The organism is Candidatus Saccharimonadales bacterium (assembly GCA_035317825.1).
Taxonomy (GTDB): Bacteria; Patescibacteriota; Saccharimonadia; order Saccharimonadales; family Saccharimonadaceae; genus DATHGB01.
In genome coordinates this window covers 21,048-37,519 of sequence record DATHGB010000017.1, presented here as the reverse complement: position 1 = coordinate 37,519, position 16,472 = coordinate 21,048, and the positions used below count along the sequence as shown (strand labels likewise).

Sequence of the window (16,472 nt, the reverse complement as noted above, 5' to 3'; positions counted from 1 at the left end):
CCATGCGAATACCAGCGCTACATATATGGACTGGGCGCAAGTGACGGCACTGCAAAATTCTTACGGCTGGGAAATTGGGGGACATACTGCTACGCACCCATATCTTGCCACGAGTGATGCAAGCGACGGCCAGCCTAACGTGCTTACGCCCGCTCAAGTGGCACAGGAATTAACCCAAAGCAAGGCCGACTTGACATCGCATGGGCTTAACGTGACCGACTTTGCAAGTCCGTATGGTGACTATAATAATGCTACGCTTGCTCAAATTGCTAAGTATTATGCAACTCACCGGGGCTTTGCGGATATAAACAATAATACATGGCCATACAATGATCTACTACTTAATAACTTTCCGGTTCAAGCGGGCGTAACTGTCGCTCAGGTGCAAGCTAAAATCGATCAGGCAATCGCAAATAAAACCTGGCTTGTCCTTACGTTTCATGATATTAAAATAAATCCTAGCACAAATCCTGACGACTACGAATATGGCACGACACAACTAGGCCAGATCGCAGCGTACGTAAAAGCAAAACAAGACGCTGGTCTTCTAAAATCGACGAATGTTAACCAGGGGTCTGTGACGAGTGACACGAATCTATTACCTAATAGTTCATTCAATAGTGGCATTTCCGGTGGCTGGACGACCGATGCTCCGACAGCGGTCACGGTCAACAATGCAGGTAACGGTAGCTACCCAGATCCAACAAACTCTATAAAGTTTGTTTCAGGAGCCACGAATGCTCACTTGTTCTCGCCAAAAGTTACCGTTAACCCGTCTACGACTTACATGCTTAAGAACTTTGTCAATCTAGTATCCGTATCGAGCGGTGAATTTGCTTTCTATATTGATGAATATGATGCAAATGGCAATTGGATCTCGGGACAATATAAAGTTGCAGAACGCAGTCCATTCGTAGAAAATATGAACTTCACCTACAAGCCAAGTACTCAAGCAGTCGGTAAAGCTAGCTTGCAGGTTATCGCAACTGGTAACTCAGGAATAACTGCATACTTTGACAACCCACAATGGTTTTCGTTAGATGGTACAGTTGCCCCGCAGCCAACTAATCTTATGGCAAACGGAGCATTTGACAGTGGACTATCTGCAGGTTGGACGACTGATGACATGCTCAATATAAAAGCAGATTCTGGCAATCACGGTAGTCCGTCAAATCCCGTTAACTCTGTTTCGCTAGTCGCCATAGCCGCTAATAAACACCTGTTCTCACCAAAGGTTGCGGTTACTCCAGCTAAAACCTACAGCCTTAGCTCGTATCTAAATATCACCGCTCGAACAAACAACGAAGTCGGCTTTTATATAGATGAATACAACTCCATAGGTGGTTGGGTATCTGGACAGTACAAAACTGGAGTTGCTACTCCCGGTGTGAATACGGTTAGTTTCAATTACACGCCAAGTTCAGCTACGGTATCCTCGGCTAGCCTGCAGGTTATTAGTACCGCTAATTCAGGAATTCGCGCGTACTTTGATGACGTTAAATGGTATCTGAACTAGCTCGCAGAACCTCTTAGTATAGGCTTTAACTAGACCTAGACTATGTGCAAAATCCAGCATGCTTCTTGAATGTATGAGAAAATAGATGGCTGGAGGACATATAAGTTTGGGATTTATTGACAAGATAAAACAAAGTAGCTTCCTCAAGCACAACGCGATATTCTTCTTTGGATCAGTTGCGGTCGGTGTCTTAAATTACGCATACTATCCTATTCTTGGCCGTTTGATGGAGCCTTCGGCTTTTGGTGAAGTGCAGGTACTCGTCTCTCTCTTTTTACAGTTCACGATCTTTCTAAATGTGCTTAGTATGATCACGGTTAATATCACGGCAAATTATAGTGATAAAGCGAAAGCGCACCGGGTTATTTTTGAATTAGAGAAACTAGCATCGTATATTGCTGCGGGAATTTTGCTTCTTAGTATTTTGGGCGGGGAATTCTTACGTCAGCAACTTCACTTTACGTCAATGACGCCATTTGTCGCGTTAGCGCTAGCGATTTTAGTCAGTATTCCATTAACATTTCGTAGCGCGTATGCACGCGGGCAAAAACGCTTTGGGATCGCATCGATCTCACAGTTAATTGGAGCAGGCGTTAAGATTATATTTTCTGCTGGGTTTGTCGTTCTCGGGTTGGGGGTGACTGGGGCGGTCGGCGGTATTGTCGTCGCTCAGTTTATTGCATTCCTGTATGCAGCCAGGTGGGCGGCTAGAATTGGATTTTCCAGGCCCGATGACACGAACTATAAAACGCGCCCCGATATCAAGACGATTCTCCCCGAACTGAAATACGCAAGCACGGTGTTTGTCGGTTTATTTTCCGTGACGCTTTTAATGAGTATTGACGTAATCGTTGTAAAATATTACTTTGACGCTCATACGGCTGGTTTATACGCCGGAATTGCGACCGTCGCGCGCATCGTTTTTTTCCTTGTCACCCCAATTGCACAGGTACTTATGCCGCTTGTAAAAATCGAACAAGCCTCACGAAAAAATCGTCAGCTTTTAATGAAATCTTTAGGCCTGACGCTGCTTGTTGGCGGTAGCGTAACAGTCATTTGTGTCGCTATTCCACATCTGTTAATTCAGCTTTTGATGGGTTCTTCGTACGACGTATATGCGGGGCTTCTTCCGCTTTTAGCGGCAACTATTCTAATCGTCTCTGTTATTAACTTAATTACGATGTATTATTTATCGCTTCGTCGGAAAATGGTCGCGGTTATTGGTATAATAGGAATTGTCGTGACAGTAAGTTTAATGCTTATCTGGCACGCTAATTTATTCGAAATTGTAAATAGTATGTTCTGGGGAAGTGCCTTTACGCTGGGCCTTATTTTAGTGTATGTGTTAACAAGTTTAAGGCGAGGAGTTAAAGATGGAGAGTAAAATGATCTCAATCGTTATCCCGATTTATAACGAGGCCTCAAATGTGGCTCCGCTATACGAGACGGTGAAATCTATTATCAAAAAACTACCGCAAAAGTTTGAACTTATATTTGTCGATGATGGCAGCAGCGATGATTCCGTTAAGAATCTACGCCGTGTTACGAAGCGTGACAAAAATGCCAAAATTGTCGAACTAGCCAGAAATTTTGGCAAAGAAATTGCCGTTACGGCAGGTATTCATACGGCCAAAGGTGATGCCGCGATCATTATGGATGCAGATCTACAGCATCCCCCAGAACTTCTTCCTGAGTTTTTAGATAAGTGGGAACATGGGGCTGATATTGTCGTAGGCGTTAAACAATATGGTAACGACGAAAGCTGGTTTAAGAAGTTTTCATCCAGTACCTTCTACAAATTACTCGGCAGCGTTTCGTCGACGAAAATTACTCCTCATGCAAGCGATTTTCGTTTAATTAATCGAAAAGTGATTGATACGTTTAAAACGTTCACCGAGCGTAATCGTATTACTCGCGGACTGATCGACTGGACTGGATTTGACCGCCGCTATGTCTATTTTGAAGCACCGCCAAGACTGCACGGTGAGGCTACCTATAGCTACCGAAAACTATTCGGACTCGCGATGAATAGTTTTACTGCCCACAGTATGATGCCGCTTAAACTAGCGAGTTGGCTTGGATGGTTTATCCTTATTCTCTCAATGGCTTTAGGAGTATTTACGGTTATTGAAAAGTTCATTCTGGGTGATCCAATGAAACTCGACATTACAGGTACGGCGCTTTTAGCGATTATGCTGTTGTTTCTAGTAGGCGTCGTTTTAATATGCCTAGGTTTTGTTGCGATGTATATCGCCCGAATTCATGAAGAGGTTATTAACCGCCCACTCTATATTATTAAGCGTGAAAGAAACGGAGACGATTCGTGAGAATAGCGCATATTACGCTTTACCCACCCAAAAAAAGCAAGCACGTAAGCGGCAGCGGCGTCGCATCGTATAGCAAAAACCTTATTACGCATTTACCTGTAGATGAACAGACGGTTATATGTAACATTACCGATCAAGAAGATGAAATCTATGACGAGGATAAGGTTTCTGTTCACCGCGTCTTTGAGCGAAAACCCAGTTTCTTCTTTAAAATCCACAAAGAGCTCAAACGAATTGATCCAGATGTTATTCACATTCAGCAAGAGCTTGCACTTTTTGGTGGAATTTCTACCGCATATCTGCTGCAATGGCTTGTGTTTTTATGGCGCAAAAAAACAGTGATTACTTTGCACGGCGTCGTAGATCCTAAAAGGATTGATCAAAAATTCGTTAAGGAAAATAACTCAAAGCTACCAGTCTGGGTAGTAAAGTTAGCTTTCTATATTATCTACAAACCACTCATGGTGTGGTCAAAACGAATCATTGTGCACGAGTCATTCTTTAAAGATATCGTCATGCACAGTTACGGTATTAGCAGTAAAAAAGTTGTCGTAATTCCACACGGTATTGAAATGTTAAACGTTACGGATAAGAGTGAAGCGAAACGAAAACTTCGCTTGCAACCCGAAACGAATGTCGCTTTATATATGGGCTACGCAACAGGATATAAAGGGCTTGATTTACTTGTCGAAGGTTTTTCGCTTTATGCTAGATTGAATCCCAATGCCTATCTTATTATTGGCGCGGGAAAGCACCCAAAGCTTCACGAGGATAAAGAATATTTATTAGAATATAGTCGTTTGCAAAAAAAAGCAGCGGATCTTATCCCGTCAAACCAGTATGCCTGGGAAGGGTTTATTAAAGAATCCGACATTACGGCTTACTACAGCGCCAGTGACGTCTCGCTCTTCCCGTATACGACAGCGATCGCTAGCTCTGGTCCGATGTCATTTGCGATTGGATATGAAAAACCCTTTTTAGTCAGCACGGCATTTGAGGATATATTTCGACCATTTCCAGAGTTACTTTTCGAGCGTAACGCTGAGGCGCTAGCTCAAAAGCTTGGTTATTTCTTTGCCCATACCGACGAATACCAAGAACTCTCCGGAGCACTAAAAAAGGAACGATCATGGAGTCGCGTTGCAGAACAGACCGCACTTGTGTATGGCAGTATTAACCAACTAAAGGAATCTTATGAAACCGAAGAGCGTATTACTACTGGGTAGTTATGGACAAAGTAATCTTGGCGATGACTTGCTTATGTGGAATTATCTTGAACTTCTGCGAGATAGGGGATTCAAGAATATTTACGTTAATGCCAACACGACTGAGTTTATTCCAGCGCCTGTAAAAAAGGCATATCCCGATCTACACATTGTTGACACCTACAATACGTCGATTATTGAATATATAAAAATTATTAAAAAGGTCGACTGTATCGTGTATGGTGGCGGGACCTTGTATAAGGAACTATATTCGTCAACTGGCCGTTCAAAATACAGTGTCATCATTCGTATGATGGGTTTTAACGTCCTTGCAAAACTTTTAGGGACAAAGCTCTACCATTTGAATATTGGCATTGGTGCGCTCAAAACCTGGACGGGACGTTTTATTTCAAAGCTTGCACTTGGTGCGTCGACTCTAACAATTTTTCGTGACCAGGAATCGTATGATTTTGCCAAAGAAAAACTTCATATTGCTCCAGATAAAATCAAAAAATCGACTGACGGGTTATTCCTGAATCATATTTGGGAAAAGCCATGGGAAAAGGCGACGCTCAGTATTGATCGTACAAAATGGAGGAATGTCATTGGTATTAACGTACTATCCGACATTCCTGACTGGGTTGATCGTGACCACTATATAAAAGCCATGCAGCAATTTGTTACCAAACGATTAGACCAAGGCGACTACATTGTATTCGTGCCTTTTCAACATCGATTTAATCCGCGTAACGATCTTTTATTTACCGAGGAAACATTTGCCGGCATATTAAAAGATTATAAAAATTACACGTTACTTGATGAAGTTCCAATTGAACAGGCAAGTTCGTATCTTCAGCAGTGTGATTTGTTCATCGGCATGCGGTTTCACTCACTTTTACTTTCAACGGTTAACCAAGTACCGTTTGTAGCCATAGCATATGATACGAAATGCTGGAGATTTATTAAGGAGGTACGATACGAATATGCGATCAGACTTGAAGATCTACAATTAAAAGACCTGGACACTTTATGTAACGATGCCTTAATTGCCAAAAGTCCGATTAAAAAGCAACTTGCCGTGATTGCCAACCAAACATATGCCGAAGCTGAGGAGGACATACGGACACTCAGTTTGTAAACCGGCGTAAACGCCCTTTAGGTCCAGTAACAAAAGCGTCGTCAGCGGCTTCGCCTCCTCCGAAGATTCCCGAGCCAAGTCCTGAAAAAAAGACGATGCAAAAGCATCCTCGCTTTTTATGGCTGCGAGAACATCCACGTTGGGTGTATGTATTTGTTGCTATCGGACTTTTACTGATGCACATGTTTATATTTCGCGATGTCATCGCGGCAATCCCATCCGTGTTAAAGGGCGACGCATCAATCGTACGTGAAGAACTAGTGCCATTTTTTGATTTTGGTTCGCAGTTTTGGGGTGAGGGAACATCTGCGCTAACTTCGTCCGAAGAGGTCCGCGTCAGCTATTCTTTTTGGACCGCATGGATGCGTCAAAATATGGTGTTGCCATTTGCGATTATCCTATTAAATACACTGTCGGCCTTTATTTTATTCTATGCGTTTCATCGGATAGGGAGATACATCTACAAAAGATCATTGTTTGGCATAATGTCGGCGCTTTTAGCGGCGATTGTCATACACACGATCCTTTTGTATGCCAAGATGGCGCATTTTTACGTGCTGATTATTGGGTTTAGTATGTTTGCATTGTCGCTATCGCTTATGTGTGAGCAGCTCTTTTTTAAACTTCGCATTACGAAAAAGAACGTTCTGGCGGTTTCGGCGCTCACTCTATTTAATCCTGCAATTCACTATCATGTTATTTTTTATGTCGTCACGGCGATTATCATGTTTGTCCATTCTTTGCTGACGCTTGTTATGAATAGACGATTCTTTTTTAAATATTTCCGGCGGAGTTTATTGTATTTTACGTTACTTGTTTTGCTTAGTTTAGTGCCGTACGTCATCTATATTTACCTAACATCATCCTCGAGTATTGCCGGTGTATCAACACAAATCCCAGTTAATTACTGGATGATTTATTATGCGTCGCTTAGTTTGCCATTTATTTTTTCATTAGATACGGCAGGTCACCTCGACCTTATTCGTTACGGCAATTATCTTGCTCCAATTCCTAGATTCGGAAGTACGATCGTGATGTTTTTAATCGGCGGATTATTCCTATTCAAGCGTTGGAAAACGACGCATATTGTCGTTCGTGTTTTCCTTGTTACGATTTTTATCGTCATGTTATTCGCAATGTGGATGACGCTTGGCTACAGCGAAAATGGTCCATACTCATTCCATAAAGTATTCGGTGATATTGCAATCTTCTTTTCGAATACCGGCGGAGTAGTAGGATCGACCATCGCTAGTTTAATGAGCACCTTTATTAATATTCTTCGTTTTCCGCACCGATTCCAGTTTATTTATTTCTACGCTGCCGGCTTGTTATTCATGGTCGCCCTATATTGGTTGCGGCTAACGTTTATGCGTCGATTTCGTCCAATTGTCGCAACCACTTTCGTTATTTTGATTGCCTTGTTTCCGATTATTGCCAGCAATGATTATCGTACGGCCTTAACTTCTGGTGATTTGGCGACGTTCGTCAGCCCGTATCGCATCCCTGATGATCTAAAGAATATTAAGCAAAAACTTGCTAGTGAAAATAATAACCGTCTGTTCATTCTGCCAACGCTTGAAAGCGGCCGCGAGATAAAACAAGACGGCAAGCGTTACAGCTTTTTAGATAAGTATCTTATCTACTATTTGAATCAGCCGACTTTCTATTATGGGGCAGGGGCGAACACCGAAAATAAACTTGTTTCTTATTTAGCCTACCGTGCCATCGCTTATAACGAGAAATGGTGGCAAGATATTTTGGCAAACAATTTAGGAATCACCGATATCGTTGTGCCTGTCCAGGCCGTCCAACGAGAAAAAGGAATATCGTATCTACCTGGAATCGAAGGGAAGATTCAGAAGAGCTTACTTGCCTCGAGTAAATACGAGAAAACGTATAGCGGCAAAGATTATTCGTTATATAGCTTAAAGCAAAGCCGCGACACGGGCACGTCTACACTGATCGATATGCAGTGGCAAAACACTCTAGAATATTTAAACCGTGAAGATAAGCCGAACGATACGACGTTCTTCCCTCTTCAGATAGCTAAATTTTTACAAAGTGATGCTCGCAAGAAAGTAATGACTGACAGTGTGGAGCGTAGTTTCTATGATTTATATATGACAAAAGCAACCGATAGGACTTTCATACCAAATCCAATTTCCCTTCCATTCAACTCGGAATATGTGGCTAGTTCTAACTTTACGAATAATACGTTGTCACTTAGCACGCTTTACGCTAAGGATGATGACTATAACTACCTTCACGAAAATGTCCCAAGCCTTATGAACCTGCAACGGCCATCATTTGTCGGCTTAACAAAGGGTAATGTCACCCTGGGGATTAAGTTAAAAGTTCCCGAAACTGGAAGTTACCGGCTTCTTCTTCACGCAGCGTCAAAGGGCAAAGTGGTTCAGGCATCCATGGGAGGTACCGCTTTAGACTTAGCAAAAATTAAAGATGATCAAGATAAAACGGGTGACTACGTAGACTTTTCCTATTTCTATGAGGACGTGAAATTAGAAAAAGGAACGCATATAATAGATCTAAAGAACGTGGATCAAAATGCGGTCATTGTCGACTCGATTACATTAGTTCCGGTGCATGATATACCAAGCACGTTCGACCAGGTTACCTTTGCAAATCTTCAGATTACCCCAACTGATAAAGAATTAATTTACGATGTTCGTATGGAGCAAAGCAAATGAAAAACATATTCATAAACGTATGGAAGTGGTGTCGTGACGAAAAAAGATCAATCTGGTTTGAGTATAGTACGCTTTCACTCATCATCCTGCTGCCACTACTTTTACCTGGGTATATATTAACGCTAGATCTGGTTTTTACGCCTCATTTCGTGTGGCCGGCCGAGCTGACAAATACATATCCGCTTGAAGCGTTGCTATGGCTGATGCATTTTATTTTGCCAGGCGATGTAATCGAAAAGATTATCCTATTCTTAATTCTAATGTTGTCGGGCGTTGGAATGCATCGGCTGCTCAGATCCATAAAAGTCAAAGAGGGAATATCCCCGGAGGTCTGGCAGACGGCGCTATATTTCGGAGGACTGTTCTATATGATTAATCCGTTCACGTATTCGCGTTTTATGGCAGGGCAGTGGATGGTGCTTTTAGGCTATGCGCTTCTTCCCTTTTTTATTCAAGCTTTCATCCGGCTTCTAGCACTTCCTTCCAGAAGGCAAGCGATAGTGACGGCTCTTTTGGCATTCGTGATTACGACGGTTTCTTTGCATCACGCGGGTATGTTGCTCATCATCGCGTTATTAATAGTCATCGTTGCTTCTATTCTGCGATATTGGCGAGACGGTACGCACGTAAAGAAATTTCTTGGATGGACAGCTGCCAGTGCGGTATTTGCCACTGTCTTGTCGAGTTTTTGGATAATTCCAACAATCCTTGGGCAAAACAATACAGGCCAGGCGGTTACCCATTTTGACGAATCACATTTCAAGGCCTTTGAGACGACTGGCGGAAATGTAGTCGGTGCGATTAGCCAAGTTATACGCCTGCAAGGTTTTTGGGTAGAGGACCGGGGGCTATATTCGCTCCCTCAGTCAATGATTCCTATATGGGGGCTTCTCTTCCTTGCGCTATGGGCGGTTATTATCATCGGCGTGATTAAGGCGTGGCGCAAAAACCGCATGCTGGTGAGTATTGCCGTCGGCTGTATAATCCTCGGCATTATCCTTGCGGCTACGCCGCTTGTCGAGATACTTAGCCGTTCTATACCGTTCATCGCTGGGTATCGTGAACCTCAAAAATTCGTTAACTTGATTGTTATTGGGTATAGCATCCTAGGCGTGTTCGGGGTAGGTTACATTATTGAGTGGGCGTCAAAACGATTTGCCGATCTAGGTAGCCAAGTTGCCATAGCAGTCTGCCTATTTTTGCCCTTAGCAATTACGCCAACGATGCTATGGGGCTTTTCGGGCCAGCTAACCCCGCGTGCATATCCAACTGGTTGGTCGGAAATGAATCAGGAATTAAAAAGCGTTGCTGCTAACGACCGAACGCTATTCCTGCCGTGGCATCAGTACGCGACATTTGATTTTGCCGGCCGAATTATTGCTAATCCGGCCGAAAAGTATTTCGAAACGCCAGTTATCATTAGCGATGATCCAGAGTTTAAAAACGTGTCTCCTACGATACCGGACGAAGAAAAACGCCAAATTACCGAAGCGTTAAATGACACGGATACCCTCACGAACACACTTCGTTCACTTCATATTCGCTATATTCTGCTTTCAAAAGAAAAAGATAAGATTGATTATGGCTATCTTAATAAGCTGGATGATCTCACGGTAGTGAAAGAGAATGCGGATCTTAAGCTATATGAGATAAAGCGCTAATGGAGCAAACTGCGGTCATACCTGAAAAACGCCAATCGTTCCTTCGGCGGAATGGACCGTTCGTGGCATTCCTGTGCGCCATGGCACTACTCGGCTTTTTAGCGCAGTTCCAGTGGGTTGGCTACATTGTTATTGCTGGTTATGCTGTCGTTGCCTTAATCAAGCGTATACCGGCTCGTCTGACGTTTACGCTGGCTATTGTAACGCTTGGGATGGTGCCTGTTTCGATTGTTCTGGCGAATTGGCTGGTTGCACAAAACTTCGCAGCGTATAGTTTCGTGTTACTTGTTTTTGGTATGATCAATCTTATAATCGACTTACAGAGAGAAGCCCGAGTTAAAAAGTAATATGCACAACGCAACAGGGGTCGGCGTTTGACCATCGTACATGACGCTGATAGCATTAGTAACTGTGACATAAACGTAAGGGGAAAGGGGAAGCACAAATATATGAGCAAAACATCGACCCAGTCGTTATCACAAAAGAGGACAATGTCCACCAAACTCGTTATGGGTTTGATGGTTGCGGCAGTTAGCGTACTAGTTGGTACTGCGAACGTTGCAAACGCTACACCTGGCCAGAGTGGTAACAACACCGGCTACGGCGGCGACATCAACATAAACATTGGAGATATCGTAGGAGATAATAACACAATCGTTATTATCGTAAACTACCTTGTCGGCAACCAGTAGTTGATATTTGGTCATCGTTTTCGAAAGGAGCTGCTTCATCGCAGCTTCTTTTTTATAGAGAAAAACTTGACATATAAGTTATACTTGTATAACATGTATAACTATGGAACATGGAAAGAAATTTAGTTTAGTTGGAACCGCTACGGTTGGTCCAAAAGGCCAAGTTGTTATTCCTGTTGAGGTGCGTGAATCTTTATCCATCAAAACAGGCGACAAGCTTGTCGTACTCCGTGTACATGGTAAAGACGCTGTGGTATTCATAACAGAAGACCAGGCACAAGTAATGGTAGAGCATCTTGGCAAACAAGTTGACGGATTACGTTCAGCCCTAGAAAACAATAAATAATATATAAGGAGTGATGCATTATGCTTCATCATATTCCCATGCGGCAAAAAGTTCTTGTCATGATCGCGGTCATGTCGGGACTATTTTTAGTCGCGTTGGACCAAACAATCATTTCGACGGCACTTGGTAAAATTGTCGAAGAATTCAATAGCTTTAGCAGCCTAGGTTGGGTTGTTACGGCATATCTATTAACCAGTACGGTAACCGTGCCTCTTGCAGGTAAGCTGTCCGACATCTTTGGACGACGTCAAGTCCTGATGGTCGGTGTAGCGTTATTCACGCTTGCATCACTTCTATCTGGAAGTTCGCAGAATATTGAGCAACTGATTGCGTATCGGGCTCTTCAGGGTATCGGTGGTGGTATCTTAATGGCGAATGCCTTTACGATTATTGGTGACTTATTTAACCCTCGTGAGCGCGGAAAGTGGCAAGGACTACTTGGCGCTGTCTTTGGGTTAGCATCGGTAGTCGGCCCGCTACTCGGAGGATTTTTAGCTGACCCGCACACTATTGCTGGTTTTGTAACCGATTGGCGTTGGACATTCTGGATTAACGTACCAATTGGTATTATCAGTTTCTTGATCATTGCTAGGTATACGCCACAGATCAAACACGATCACAAGCCTAAACTTGACTACGCTGGTGCCGGATTTTTAACCGCTGCGCTATCGAGTATTGTTCTAGCGGTTGATAACACGGAAAAGATTTTTGCCGAGTTGATCGCCCATTCTGACATTACCGTCGGTGCTATTAAGTTGTCTCTCTTCCTTCTTGCAGCGCTTATGACAGCTGGCTTTGTATGGGCGGAACGCCGTGCAAGCGAACCTATTATCCCACTGAGCTTCTTTAAGAACCGAACATTTACAACGGTGATGATTGTTGCTCTGATGTTTGGAGCTGCTTTCCTAGGTGCAATCTTGTACCTAACACAGTTTAACCAACAGGTATTTGGCGCGGATGCGACAACCTCTGGCCTGATGCTACTTCCAATGATTTTGGCTCTATCAGGAACGGCAGCTCTTACTGGTCAGTTAGTAACAAAGACTGGCAAGTATAAACTACCTCTTGTTATTGGTTTCACTATGGCAACTGTTGGTGTATTTTCACTGTCGTTTCTTACGCCAGACAGTCCTTACTGGATCGAGGCGATCCTGATGGTATTCGTTGGTGCGGGCCTTGGATCGGGTATGCCAATCCTTAACCTTGCTGTTCAGAATGAATTCACTCAGCGTGATCTTGGTGCGGCAACGGCATCAAACCAGCTTTTCCGGTCATTAGGCTCAACCATGGGTGTCGCTATTCTTGGAAGTATGCTGACAGCTGGTATTGTTGTGCATCTGGGCGACTTAAACCAAGACGCATACATTCAGACGCTCAAGCAAAGCCCAGCATCATCACAGCTACTGCAAACCGTTGATGCTGACACGGCGCTTAACTTGAACACGCATGACACCGAGCAAAAGATTAATGATGGATTTGCAAAGGGAATTGAAAAATTACCTGCTCCAGTGCAAGCCGCTGCCAAAAAAGATTTTGAAACAAAGCAGGATGATTATAAAGAGAAGGTGGTAAACGCATTTAGTGATAGCCTTCGTCCTATCTTTTATGTGTCCGCAGGACTCATGCTACTTGCGACAATCGGTGCAACGATGATTCGCGAAAAACCTCTTCGTGATGGCGGTGATGACGCGCCAGGTGTGGTTGAATAAACCGACCATCTAATCAATAGAGAAGAGCCGCCTAGACGGCTCTTTCTTTTTACCTTATACTGCTTATGTATGCTTAGGTATTATGTTCGGAGGAGCGGTGTTGAGGACTTTCAGAAGGTCACTACGCCGCCAAATGATAATGTGTGGATTCATGGCGACCGCGTAAGCGAGGTCGACTTAGAGACGCTTGCTGATCATTATCATATGGATCTGAATATCCTTCGTGATGTGCTTGATGAGAACGAACTACCACGCATTGAAATGCGTGACGATGCGCTATATGTATTTGTCCGTACTGTTCAACACGGGAAGCATGGTCGCATTTACACGACACCCGTTTTGATGGTACTCAAAGATTCAGTACTTGCGAATCTTTCAACGTCACTTGCTGACGATCAGGGACTCGCGACACCTAGTATGATTGCTCACACGTCAGACACGACCGGCTTGCTACTTGGAACGTTTGCAATGGTTATTAACGAGTACGAGCAGTTGATGCAGCATACAGCGCGCCATATCAAGGACACGGGGAAGCGCCTTCGTAATCACGAAGTCACTAACGAAGATTTTATTAAGTTTGTTACTGTCGAAGATAACCTTAACGAATATCACATGAATCTTAGCAGCATGCTGGTAGTTGCGCAGCGTCTGGAAGAAATACTACAGGATAGTGATGATGCGGAAGCAATCGAAGATATTTTGCTCTATATTCGTCAGCTTCTTGTGGCGATTGAAAGTCATAACCAAAGTATTGTGAGCATTCGCAATGCCTATAGTACTATTGCTAACAATGTCTTGAACCAGCGCATGAAGACACTAACGATGCTGACGTTATTAATCGCTCTCCCTAACGTTTTTTATGGAATGTATGGCATGAACGTTGATCTTCCGTTCCAGGATGAACCGTGGCTATACGGTGTTATTGTATTATTTACGTTTATGCTAATTTTTGTCGTTTATTGGCTTGCCAAGCGGCTTCGTATATTCTAATATATAAACAAGAGCATGATGAATTTCATGCGTGTCTTGACGTACCAACACACGATTGGTACTATAAGTGATGTGCCCGGCGCCAAAACACGAAAAATTAGATTTTAAAGGTCGAAGTGCGCAGGGCTGTACATAGTACAAGGAGTACAAATAACACATGCCAATAGCTATCGAATTTGTGTCTACTAGACGCAAAAAGATTGCAGTGGATGTGGTGCCTGCCGTATGGCAACTGTATATCGAACATTAGAACGGTAACGTTCAACTGATGAAACTTCACCCCGAGGTTTCATCCCCAAAAAAGAAAACACCCCAAGGCACCGGGGTGTTTTTCGTTTTCTAAAAGTATGCTAATTAGCTTCGGGAAGCGTAATGCCGTTTGCTTTAAGCTCAGTCACGATAGCTGCATCAAATTTAGTCTGATCGTTCCAAACATCTTGTTCAACCGCTTTACCGTTCAGGTAAAGGGTAGGGGTTGAGTTGACGTTTATTTTTTTACCGATAGCTTGGTCGTAGCTAATTTTTTGATTAATGCTTGTTCCAGCTAGATCAGCTTTGAATGTATCAATGTTAAGTCCGAAGCCACTCGCATAGCTCGCGAAGAAGTCTGTTCGTTGGTTACCTTGAAGGTTCTGCCAGTCAGACTGTGTTTCGTAAATCTTGTCGTGCATTTCCCAATATTTGCCTTGCAACCCTGCGGCTTCAGCGACTGCTGCGGCAGCTCGCGCATTTGGATGGATAGTCGTTAGAGGGAAGTTACGGAAAACAAAAGCCATTTGACCTTTGTACTTCTCTGATAGTGCTTTTACCGTTGGATATGCTGCGCCACACCCCGGGCATTGAAAATCACCATATTCAATTAGTACGACTTTACTATCTGCCTTACCGAAAACATGATCGGCAATCTGACCTGATTGATCATTTGCAGTTTGGACCTTGTTCGCGTCAACGCCACTGACATCAATTTTGTTCTTACCTGAGAGGTAAATTAGGCCGCCTAGTATGACAATACATACAGCAGCAAAAATTATCCAAGTTCTTTTACTCAACTTCAAGACTCCTTATATTACTATATTAAGTGTAGCTAAAAAGAAGACGCTGGGCAAGGCTGCATAGGGTACAATAAGAAAGATATGATGCTTATATTCCTGTTTCTTGAAATTGCTGTCCTTGGTCTGTTGATATTTGTGTCGGGCGTCGTTCCGCGTGTCAGCCAAATAAGCAAATTCGAACTAGAACGCCGCAAATCGATTGGGGATAATATGGCGGCAATTGCGATGAAGCGTGAAGCACTGCTAACGGATGTCTTTTCCTTGCAAAGAGTTCTATCGGCATTACTCCTCGTACTTTTTGTTGTTCTTTCGGTGGTAACGTTCGGATGGCTGCTAGGTATTATTCTGTCAGTTATTGTTGCTTTAGAATACGGTCGGATTGCGCGGATTGGTTTGTGGCAGCGCCAATCTCAAAAACTTTACGAAAAACATGAACAGCAGATTCTACGCTTTGTTGAAAAATTTGCAGGCATACTCCGATTCATGCGAAGCGTAGCACCCGAAACGACTACAAATGTACGGCTAAGTTCCCGTGAGGAGCTCCATCATCTTGTTGAGACATCAGGCACGCTTCTTTCAAGCGACGAAAAGCTGCTTATTACGCATAGTCTGACGTTTGGTGATCGTACCGTAAAAGAAATCATGACTCCCCGGGGCGTTATTGACAGTATTAGCCACAAAGAACTACTTGGTCCACTCGTCCTAGATGACCTTCATAAAACAGGACATAGTCGCTTTCCTGTGGTTGACGGCGATATTGATCATGTCGTCGGTATGCTTCATATCCAAGATCTCTTAACCCTTGATACGAAGCGTTCAACAACAGCTGGTAAAGCTATGGAACCTAGGGTATTTTACGTTCGTGAGGACCAAACGCTTAAGCACGCCCTTACTGCGTTCCTTCGTACGCGCCATCATTTGTTTGTCGTTGTTAATGAATTTCGTGAAACAGTCGGACTGTTAAGCCTGGAAGATGTGATTGAGGCATTGATTGGCCACAAGATAGTCGATGAATTCGATGCTCACGATGATCTCCGCGCGGTTGCTGCGCATAACCCGCGTGGTAATAATCATCCTGAGAAACGCGAAGACGTATAAAACAATCACTAACACGTCTACAGTAGTGTA

Annotated in this window: 14 protein-coding genes; 13 read left to right on the top strand and 1 reads right to left on the bottom strand. The window is 43.4% G+C overall.

Going from position 1 to position 16,472, the window contains the following annotated elements; all coding sequences use genetic code 11:
• From VK497_03585 to VK497_03530, 12 genes are all read left to right on the top strand, one after another.
• Positions 1–1,516, top strand: a 1,516-nt coding sequence (locus VK497_03585) for a polysaccharide deacetylase family protein (protein ID HMI09450.1), incomplete at its 5' end; no start/stop codon positions are given.
• A gap of 85 nt (positions 1,517–1,601) precedes the next feature.
• Entirely contained in the window at positions 1,602–2,900 is a 1,299-nt protein-coding gene (locus VK497_03580; protein ID HMI09449.1) for an oligosaccharide flippase family protein, read from the top strand.
• On the top strand, positions 2,890–3,843 hold the full coding sequence (locus VK497_03575) for a glycosyltransferase family 2 protein (GenBank protein ID HMI09448.1): 954 nt from the start codon (positions 2,890–2,892) through the stop codon (positions 3,841–3,843). Before VK497_03580 ends, VK497_03575 begins: the two co-directional genes overlap by 11 nt.
• Positions 3,840–5,069, top strand: coding sequence for a glycosyltransferase (locus tag VK497_03570; protein HMI09447.1), 1,230 nt, complete (start codon positions 3,840–3,842; stop codon positions 5,067–5,069). The genes VK497_03575 and VK497_03570 overlap by 4 nt, the downstream gene beginning before the upstream one ends.
• Complete coding sequence (locus VK497_03565; protein HMI09446.1) at positions 5,038–6,186, top strand: polysaccharide pyruvyl transferase family protein; 1,149 nt, start codon at positions 5,038–5,040, stop codon at positions 6,184–6,186. The genes VK497_03570 and VK497_03565 overlap by 32 nt, the downstream gene beginning before the upstream one ends.
• 95 nt (positions 6,187–6,281) lie before the next feature.
• Entirely contained in the window at positions 6,282–8,894 is a 2,613-nt protein-coding gene (locus VK497_03560; GenBank protein HMI09445.1) for a hypothetical protein, read from the top strand.
• Complete coding sequence (locus VK497_03555) at positions 8,891–10,555, top strand: DUF6541 family protein (protein HMI09444.1); 1,665 nt, start codon at positions 8,891–8,893, stop codon at positions 10,553–10,555. Before VK497_03560 ends, VK497_03555 begins: the two co-directional genes overlap by 4 nt.
• The gene (locus tag VK497_03550) at positions 10,555–10,902 is read left to right on the top strand and encodes a hypothetical protein (protein ID HMI09443.1); all 348 of its coding nucleotides are present in this window, start codon (positions 10,555–10,557) and stop codon (positions 10,900–10,902) included. The genes VK497_03555 and VK497_03550 overlap by 1 nt, the downstream gene beginning before the upstream one ends.
• Before the next feature lie 102 nt (positions 10,903–11,004).
• Positions 11,005–11,247: a hypothetical protein gene (locus VK497_03545; protein HMI09442.1), complete on the top strand. Its 243-nt coding sequence runs from the start codon at positions 11,005–11,007 to the stop codon at positions 11,245–11,247.
• Between the two features lie 103 nt (positions 11,248–11,350).
• The gene (locus tag VK497_03540; protein HMI09441.1) at positions 11,351–11,593 is read left to right on the top strand and encodes an AbrB/MazE/SpoVT family DNA-binding domain-containing protein; all 243 of its coding nucleotides are present in this window, start codon (positions 11,351–11,353) and stop codon (positions 11,591–11,593) included.
• A 20-nt stretch (positions 11,594–11,613) separates the two neighbouring features.
• Positions 11,614–13,302: an MDR family MFS transporter gene (locus tag VK497_03535; GenBank protein HMI09440.1), complete on the top strand. Its 1,689-nt coding sequence runs from the start codon at positions 11,614–11,616 to the stop codon at positions 13,300–13,302.
• 69 nt (positions 13,303–13,371) lie between these two features.
• Positions 13,372–14,292: a CorA family divalent cation transporter gene (locus VK497_03530; protein HMI09439.1), complete on the top strand. Its 921-nt coding sequence runs from the start codon at positions 13,372–13,374 to the stop codon at positions 14,290–14,292.
• 350 nt (positions 14,293–14,642) lie between these two features.
• On the opposite strand, the gene VK497_03525 is transcribed toward VK497_03530, so the two are convergent.
• A complete protein-coding gene (locus tag VK497_03525) occupies positions 14,643–15,341 on the bottom strand; it encodes a thioredoxin domain-containing protein (GenBank protein HMI09438.1) in 699 nt (232 codons plus the stop codon).
• An 84-nt stretch (positions 15,342–15,425) separates the two neighbouring features.
• On the opposite strand from VK497_03525, the gene VK497_03520 reads away from it, so the two are divergent.
• On the top strand, positions 15,426–16,442 hold the full coding sequence (locus VK497_03520) for a CBS domain-containing protein (GenBank protein ID HMI09437.1): 1,017 nt from the start codon (positions 15,426–15,428) through the stop codon (positions 16,440–16,442).
• Positions 16,443–16,472: the final 30 nt, after the last annotated feature.

Excerpts from the sequence above, each read along its gene's own strand:
- VK497_03580 (HMI09449.1), top strand. The coding sequence starts at position 1,602 with ATGGCTGGAGGACATATAAGTTTGGGATTTATTGACAAGATAAAACAA.
- VK497_03575 (HMI09448.1), top strand. The coding sequence starts at position 2,890 with ATGGAGAGTAAAATGATCTCAATCGTTATCCCGATTTATAACGAGGCC.
- VK497_03565 (HMI09446.1), top strand. The coding sequence starts at position 5,038 with ATGAAACCGAAGAGCGTATTACTACTGGGTAGTTATGGACAAAGTAAT.
- VK497_03560 (HMI09445.1), top strand. The coding sequence starts at position 6,282 with ATGCAAAAGCATCCTCGCTTTTTATGGCTGCGAGAACATCCACGTTGG.
- VK497_03555 (HMI09444.1), top strand. The coding sequence starts at position 8,891 with ATGAAAAACATATTCATAAACGTATGGAAGTGGTGTCGTGACGAAAAA.
- VK497_03550 (HMI09443.1), top strand. The coding sequence starts at position 10,555 with ATGGAGCAAACTGCGGTCATACCTGAAAAACGCCAATCGTTCCTTCGG.
- VK497_03545 (HMI09442.1), top strand. The coding sequence starts at position 11,005 with ATGAGCAAAACATCGACCCAGTCGTTATCACAAAAGAGGACAATGTCC.
- VK497_03540 (HMI09441.1), top strand. The coding sequence starts at position 11,351 with ATGGAACATGGAAAGAAATTTAGTTTAGTTGGAACCGCTACGGTTGGT.
- VK497_03535 (HMI09440.1), top strand. The coding sequence starts at position 11,614 with ATGCTTCATCATATTCCCATGCGGCAAAAAGTTCTTGTCATGATCGCG.
- VK497_03530 (HMI09439.1), top strand. The coding sequence starts at position 13,372 with ATGCTTAGGTATTATGTTCGGAGGAGCGGTGTTGAGGACTTTCAGAAG.
- VK497_03520 (HMI09437.1), top strand. The coding sequence starts at position 15,426 with ATGATGCTTATATTCCTGTTTCTTGAAATTGCTGTCCTTGGTCTGTTG.